Annotated in this window: 7 protein-coding genes and 1 pseudogene; 6 read left to right on the forward strand and 2 right to left on the reverse strand. The window is 72.3% G+C overall.

All coding sequences use genetic code 11. The features are described 5' to 3' along the window. From H5J33_RS37575 to H5J33_RS18705, 6 genes are all read left to right on the forward strand, one after another. The coding region (locus tag H5J33_RS37575; RefSeq protein WP_309485435.1) for a transporter associated domain-containing protein at positions 1–273 on the forward strand (273 nt) is incomplete at its 5' end. After that, on the forward strand, positions 270–1,289 hold the full coding sequence (locus H5J33_RS18685; RefSeq protein ID WP_181796074.1) for a hemolysin family protein: 1,020 nt from the start codon (positions 270–272) through the stop codon (positions 1,287–1,289). The genes H5J33_RS37575 and H5J33_RS18685, both read left to right, overlap by 4 nt. 73 nt (positions 1,290–1,362) lie before the next feature. Beyond that, positions 1,363–2,151, forward strand: a complete 789-nt coding sequence (locus tag H5J33_RS18690; RefSeq protein WP_181796075.1) for an SGNH/GDSL hydrolase family protein — start codon at positions 1,363–1,365, stop codon at positions 2,149–2,151. 176 nt (positions 2,152–2,327) lie between these two features. Beyond that, a complete protein-coding gene (purB, locus tag H5J33_RS18695; RefSeq protein WP_181796076.1) occupies positions 2,328–3,770 on the forward strand; it encodes an adenylosuccinate lyase in 1,443 nt (480 codons plus the stop codon). Between the two features lie 71 nt (positions 3,771–3,841). After that, positions 3,842–4,336: a G/U mismatch-specific DNA glycosylase gene (gene mug, locus H5J33_RS18700; RefSeq protein WP_181796077.1), complete on the forward strand. Its 495-nt coding sequence runs from the start codon at positions 3,842–3,844 to the stop codon at positions 4,334–4,336. 203 nt (positions 4,337–4,539) lie between these two features. After that, complete coding sequence (locus tag H5J33_RS18705; protein WP_181796078.1) at positions 4,540–5,925, forward strand: cellulase family glycosylhydrolase; 1,386 nt, start codon at positions 4,540–4,542, stop codon at positions 5,923–5,925. An 81-nt stretch (positions 5,926–6,006) separates the two neighbouring features. On the opposite strand, the gene H5J33_RS18710 is transcribed toward H5J33_RS18705, so the two are convergent. Then, complete coding sequence (locus H5J33_RS18710; protein WP_181796079.1) at positions 6,007–6,450, reverse strand: hypothetical protein; 444 nt, start codon at positions 6,448–6,450, stop codon at positions 6,007–6,009. Between the two features lie 41 nt (positions 6,451–6,491). Then, a pseudogene (locus tag H5J33_RS18715) lies at positions 6,492–6,801 on the reverse strand (ABC transporter permease); the annotation flags it as partial.

A 6,801-nucleotide genomic window follows, 5' to 3' on the forward strand; every position in this document is an offset into this window, starting at 1 on the left:
GGGCCGTACGAGACCCTGGCCGGCCTGGTCGCCACCGAACTGGGCCGGATACCCGCCGTGGGCGACAGCGTCGAGGTGGCCGGCTGGCACCTCGACGTCGTGGACGCCTCCGGCCGCCGGGCCGCCCGGCTGCTGCTGCACGCGCCCCTGGACGACGAACGCACCGGCATCGCCCGGGAGAGCGGCGCAACCGGGCGGGGCGCCGGAACCAGGTGGCGGGACAGGGCCGGACACGACCACGGGACCCGCGGGACGCGGGAGGGGACGCGATGACCGTCGTACAACTGCTGATCGGCCTGTCGACCCTCGTCGTCAACGCCTTCTTCGTGGGCGCCGAGTTCGCCCTGATCTCGGTGCGCCGCTCGCAGATCGAGCCGCTGGCCCAGGAGGGCGACCGCCGTGCCCGCAGCGTGCTGTGGGGCCTGGAGCACGTGTCCGCGCTGCTGGCCGCCGCGCAGCTCGGCATCACGCTGTGCACGCTGGTGCTCGGTGTGGTCGCCGAGCCGGCGATCGCGCACCTGCTGGAGCCGGCGTTCCACGCGGTGGGCGTGCCGGTGGGCGCGGGGCACGCCGTGTCCTTCGTGATCGCGCTGACCCTCGCCACCTATCTGCACATGCTGTTCGGCGAGATGGTCCCCAAGAACATCGCGCTGGCCGAACCGGTGCGCAGCGCGCTGCTGCTCGGCCCGCCGCTGGTCACGCTCTCCCGGGCGCTGCGTCCGGTGATCTTCGCGATCAACGCGTTCGCCAACGGGCTGCTGAGGCTGTTGCGGGTGGAGGCCAAGGACGAGGTGTCGGCCACCTTCACGGACGCCGAACTCGCCGAGATCGTCAAGGACGCCGGCCAGGCGGGCCTGATCGACGACCGGGCGCAGGAGCGCCTGCACGACGCCCTGGAGCTGGGCAGCCGGCCGGTGCGGGACGTGGTCGTCCCGCTGCGCCGGGTGGTCTACGCGCGCGTCGGCGTCACCCCGGAGCAGGTGGAGCGGCTGTCGGCCGAGTCGGGGTTCTCCCGTTTCCCGGTGGTCGACACCGGGCGCCGGATCGTGGGCTATCTGCATGTGAAGGACGCGCTGGACGCCTCGCCCCGGGACATGCCGTTCCGGCTGCGGGACATGCGGCCCATCGCGCGGGTCCGGGAGAGCACCCCGCTGGACGACGTGCTCACCGCGATGCGCGGCAGCCGCACCCACCTCGCCGCCGTACTCGGCGAGGACGGACGGCTGGCGGGCCTGGTGACCATGGAGGACGTGCTGCGGCAGCTGTTCGGCCAGCCCGCGGCGGGGTGACGCGCGGGGGCGCGGGCGGGGCTCCGGGGCGACCGACCGGCGGGTATGGCGCCGGGATACCATCGCTGTCGCCATGCAGACGAATCCCACCACTCCCCCGCACACCAGCCTGGTCGCCGTCGGCGACTCCTTCACCGAGGGCATGTCGGACCTGCTGCCCGACGGCTCCTACCGGGGCTGGGCGGACGTCCTCGCCGCGCGGATGGCCGCCCGCACGCCCGGTTTCCGCTACGCGAACCTCGCCGTCCGCGGGAAGCTGATCGGGCAGATCGTCGACGAGCAGGTGGAGGTGGCGGCGGCCATGCGGGCCGACGTCGTCACCCTGGTCGGCGGGCTGAACGACACCCTGCGCCCCAAGTGCGACATGGTCCGGGTGCGGGACCTGCTCACCGAGGCCGTGGAGCGGCTGGCGCCCTCCTGCGGGCAGCTGGTGCTGATGCGCAGCCCCGGCCGCCAGGGCCCGGTGCTGGACCGGTTCCGGCCGCGCATGGAGGAGCTGTTCGCCTGCGTGGACGAGCTGGCCGGCAAGCACGGCGCGGTGGTGGTCGACCTCTACGGCGCGCCCGCGCTGGCGGACCCCCGGCTGTGGGACGTGGACCGGCTGCACCTGACGGCGGAGGGGCACCGCCGGGTCGCCGAGGCGGTGTGGCAGGCGCTCGGGTACGAGCCGGAGGACGCCGAGTGGCACGTGCCGATGCCGGCGACGGCCCCGCCGGACTGGGTGACGCGCCGGATCGCCGACGTACGGTTCGCCCGGCAGCACCTGCTGCCCTGGATAGGCCGCCGGCTCACCGGCCGCTCCTCCGGCGACGGCCGCCCGCCCAAGCGCCCGGAACTGCTGCCCTACGAGGCCGGCGCCTAGGGCGCGTCTGCGGCGTGATCCGGACGACAGGCCCCGGGTCCGGTCGTCCGGCTCCCGCCGTCCGCCCGCAGGGGTCCGACGGCAGGGCCCGGCCTCGAAGTGGCGTACGTCTCGTAGCTTCCGCCCATCGGGGGCATGGCGCTGGCCTGCACGAATCGCCAGTAGAATCTGGTCACGTGACTTCAGCGCCCGCCAAGCCCCGCATCCCGAACGTCCTCGCCGGACGGTACGCCTCCGCCGAGCTCGCCACGCTCTGGTCGCCCGAGCAGAAGGTGAGGCTGGAGCGCCGGCTCTGGCTCGCCGTGCTGCGGGCCCAGAAGGACCTCGGCATCGAGGTGCCGGACGAGGCGATCGCCGACTACGAACGCGTGCTGGACACCGTCGACCTGGCCTCGATCGCCGAGCGCGAGAAGGTCACCCGGCACGACGTGAAGGCGCGGATCGAGGAGTTCAACGACCTCGCCGGGCACGAGCACGTGCACAAGGGCATGACCTCCCGTGACCTCACGGAGAACGTCGAGCAGCTGCAGATCCGGCTCTCGCTGGAGCTGACGCGGGACCGTACGGTGGCCGTGCTGGCGCGCCTGGGCAAGCTGGCCGGCGAGTACGCCGAGCTGGTCATGGCCGGCCGCTCGCACAACGTCGCCGCGCAGGCCACCACCCTCGGCAAGCGGTTCGCGACCGCCGCCGACGAGCTGCTCGTGGCCTACGGCCGGATCGAGGAGCTGCTCGGCCGCTACCCGCTGCGCGGCATCAAGGGCCCGGTGGGCACCGCGCAGGACATGCTGGACCTGCTGGGCGGGGACGCCGCCAAGCTCGCCGAGCTGGAGCACCGCATCGCGGGGCACCTCGGCTTCTCGCAGGCCTTCACCTCGGTCGGCCAGGTCTACCCGCGCTCGCTGGACTACGAGGTCGTCACCACGCTGGTGCAGCTCGCGGCGGCCCCGTCGTCGCTGGCCAAGACGATCCGGCTGATGGCCGGCCACGAGCTGGTCACCGAGGGCTTCAAGCCGGGTCAGGTCGGCTCCTCGGCGATGCCCCACAAGATGAACACCCGCTCCTGCGAGCGCGTCAACGGCCTGATGGTGATCCTGCGCGGCTACGCCTCGATGACCGGCGAGCTGGCGGGCGACCAGTGGAACGAGGGCGACGTGTCCTGCTCGGTGGTGCGCCGGGTCGCCCTGCCGGACGCCTTCTTCGCCCTGGACGGCCTGCTGGAGACGTTCCTGACGGTGCTCGACGAGTTCGGCGCCTTCCCCGCGGTGATCGCCCGCGAACTGGACCGCTACCTGCCGTTCCTGGCGACCACCAAGGTGCTGATGGGCGCGGTGCGGGCCGGTGTCGGCCGGGAGGTCGCGCACGAGGCGATCAAGGAGAACGCCGTCGCCACCGCGCTGGCCATGCGCGAGCAGGGCGCCGAGCGCAACGACCTGCTCGACAAGCTGGCCGCCGACGAGCGCCTGCCGCTCGACCGGGAGCGGCTGGCCGCGCTCATGGCCGACAAGCTGTCCTTCACCGGCGCGGCCGCCGACCAGGTCGGTACGGTCGTCGCCCGGATCGAGGAGATCGTGAGGCAGCGCCCGGAGGCGGCCGGTTACACCCCGGGAGCGATCCTCTGACCCGCGCGCCCCGCACCCCGCGCTTCACCCAGGCGGAGCTTGAGGCCGCCCGCGACCGTCTCGTCCCGGACGTGGTCGCGGACGGCCTGCGCGTGCTGTTCTGCGGCATCAACCCCGGGCTGATGTCGGCCGCGACCGGCCACCACTTCGCCCGCCCCGGCAACCGCTTCTGGCCGGTGCTGCACCTGTCCGGCTTCACGCCCCGGCTGCTGAAGCCGGCCGAGCAGCACGAGCTGCTGTCCTACGGGCTCGGCATCACCAACGTCGTGGCCCGGGCGACCGCGCGGGCGGACGAGCTGACCGCCGACGAGTACGCGGAGGGCGGGCGGCTGCTGGCCGAGAAGGTGTCGCGGCTGCGGCCGGGGTGGCTGGCCGTCGTCGGCGTGACCGCCTACCGCGCCGCCTTCGGCGACCGCACGGCCAAGGTGGGCCCGCAGGAGCGGACCATCGGCGACACCAGGATCTGGGTCCTGCCCAACCCCAGCGGGCTGAACGCGCACTGGACCCCCGCCACGATGGCGGAGGAGTTCCGGCGGCTGCGCGAGGCGGCCGGCGCGCCCGGCTGACCGGCCGGATGCCCGCAAGGCCGGGCACGGCCGCGTGGCGCCTTCCGTGCGCGCCCACCTCTGAGCAGCGATCACCCCGAACGGCTCATCGTTCACTGTCGTACGTCTGTACGCGCCTCGATCCACCGGTGTACGGTCTCGGGCCGATGGGTCTTGGGAGCGCTCCCATCGTGCTGTTCCCGCTTCACACGAGGAGGAACGCTTTGAAACGCATTGTGGCCCTGCTGGCGACCTGCGCCACGGCTGTGGGTCTCACGGCACTGCTCGGCCCCCAGCCGGCGGCGGCCGCCACCGGCTGCAAGGTGGACTACACCGTCACCAGCCAGTGGCAGGGCGGCTTCCAGGCCGGGGTGAAGGTCACCAACCTGGGCGACCCGGTCACCGGATGGACGCTGAAGTTCGCCCTGCCCGACTCCGGGCAGAAGCTCGTCCAGGGCTGGAACGCCACCTGGTCGCAGTCCGGTTCCACGGTCAGCGCCGCCGGCACCGACTGGAACCGCACCCTGGCCACCGGCGCGTCCGCCGACCTCGGCTTCACCGGCTCCTTCACCGGCTCCAACCCCGGCCCCTCGGCGTTCACGCTCAACGGCGTCGCCTGCACCGGCTCCACCCAGGAGCCGCCGCCCGGCACCGACCCCACCCCGGGCACCGGCACCCCCGTGGGCGTCAACGGACAGCTGCACGTCTGCGGCGTCAACCTGTGCAACCAGTACAACCGCCCGATCCAGCTGCGGGGCATGAGCACGCACGGCATCCAGTGGTTCGCCAAGTGCTACGGCAACGCCTCCATGGACGCGCTGGCGAAGGACTGGAAGGCCGACCTGCTGCGCATCGCCATGTACGTGCAGGAGGACGGCTACGAGACCGACCCGGCGGGCTTCACCAGCCGGGTGAACAACCTCGTCGACATGGCCGAGGCCCGGGGCATGTACGCCCTGATCGACTTCCACACCCTCACACCGGGCGACCCCAACTACAACCTGGACCGCGCCAAGACCTTCTTCGCGTCCGTCGCCGCCCGCAACGCCGCCAAGAAGAACGTGATCTACGAGATCGCCAACGAGCCCAACGGCGTGAGCTGGACGGCCATCAAGAACTACGCCGAGCAGGTCATCCCGGTGATCCGGGCCGCCGACCCGGACGCCGTGATCATCGTCGGCACCCGGGGCTGGTCCTCGCTGGGCGTCTCGGACGGCTCCAACGAGACCGAGGTCGTCAACAACCCGGTCAACGCCACCAACGTCATGTACACGTTCCACTTCTACGCCGCGAGCCACAAGGACGACTACCGCGCCACGGTGAGCCGGGCGGCCTCCAAACTGCCGCTGTTCGTCACCGAGTTCGGCACGGTGAGCGCCACCGGCGGCGGGGCGCTGGACCGGTCCAGCACCACGGCCTGGCTGGACCTGCTCGACCAGCTGAAGATCAGCTACGCGAACTGGACCTACTCCGACGCGAACGAGAGCAGCGCGGCGCTCAAGCCCGGCACCTGCGACGGCACCGACTACAGCAGCAGCGGTGTGCTGACCGAGTCCGGGGCGCTGGTCAAGAGCCGCATCAGCACCGCCGATTCCTTCCCCACCAGCTGATCCGCCGAAGGGCTCCGGCGGGACCGGATTCCCGTACCGACAGTTGGGAGCGCTCCCAGAGGATTCCGGCCCGGACCCGTCTCACGGCGGGTCCGTCTCCGTCACTATGCCGAGCAACTGGAAGGGAAACTCCTTGTCCCACTGGGAGACGCCGAGGGCGACCCAGCGGTCCGACTCCGGTGCCCGCCACAGCAGGACGTCCGGGACGTGACCGCTGAGTCCGGCCCAGGGTTCGGCGATCTCCTCGCCCGCCATGGTCCGGTCGAACACGCTGTGGAGGCTGAAGTGCTGCGGACCGCCCCACCGTTCGCCCAGCCGCTCGGCGAGGCCGTCCCGGTCGGCCTCGTACTGCGCCTCCGTCTCCTCCCGTTCGCTGCCGTCGCCCTCCCAGAACTCCTGGCTCGTCTGTAAGGCGGCTATGTGATAGCCGGGCCCGCTCTCACCGTGCTCCGTCCTGCCGGGCACCGCCGGGAACTCCCGGGTGCACAGCAGCTCGACGAGGGTCAGGCACTCCGCGATGTCCATGCGGTCCAGTAAAGCGGGCACCACTGACAACTGGCCTCCCGTCAGGCGTCCCGGCGCCGTACCCTCCAGGCGCCCGCCGCGAGGGCCGCCGCCGTCCACAGCGCGGTCACCCCGAGCCCGCTCCATGGGCCGAGGGCGCCGTCCCAGTCGCTGTGCAGGGCCACTTGGCCGGCCCGGTCGGGCAGGAAGTCGGCGACCGTGCCGGACAGGTCGCCGATGACGAAGGACACGATCAGCAGGAACGGGATCAGCACGGACAGGGTGGCGACCGAGCTGCGCAGCACGGCCGCCAGCCCGGCGGCGAACAGGGCCATCAGCGTCAGGTGCACACCGCAGCCGGCCGCGCCGCGC

The sequence above is a fragment of the Streptomyces sp. WELS2 genome (assembly GCF_013870595.1).
Taxonomy (GTDB): domain Bacteria; phylum Actinomycetota; class Actinomycetes; order Streptomycetales; family Streptomycetaceae; genus Streptomyces.

Excerpts from the sequence above, each read along its gene's own strand:
- H5J33_RS18685 (WP_181796074.1), top strand. The coding sequence starts at position 270 with ATGACCGTCGTACAACTGCTGATCGGCCTGTCGACCCTCGTCGTCAAC.
- H5J33_RS18690 (WP_181796075.1), top strand. The coding sequence starts at position 1,363 with ATGCAGACGAATCCCACCACTCCCCCGCACACCAGCCTGGTCGCCGTC.
- H5J33_RS18710 (WP_181796079.1), bottom strand. The coding sequence starts at position 6,450 with ATGGACATCGCGGAGTGCCTGACCCTCGTCGAGCTGCTGTGCACCCGG.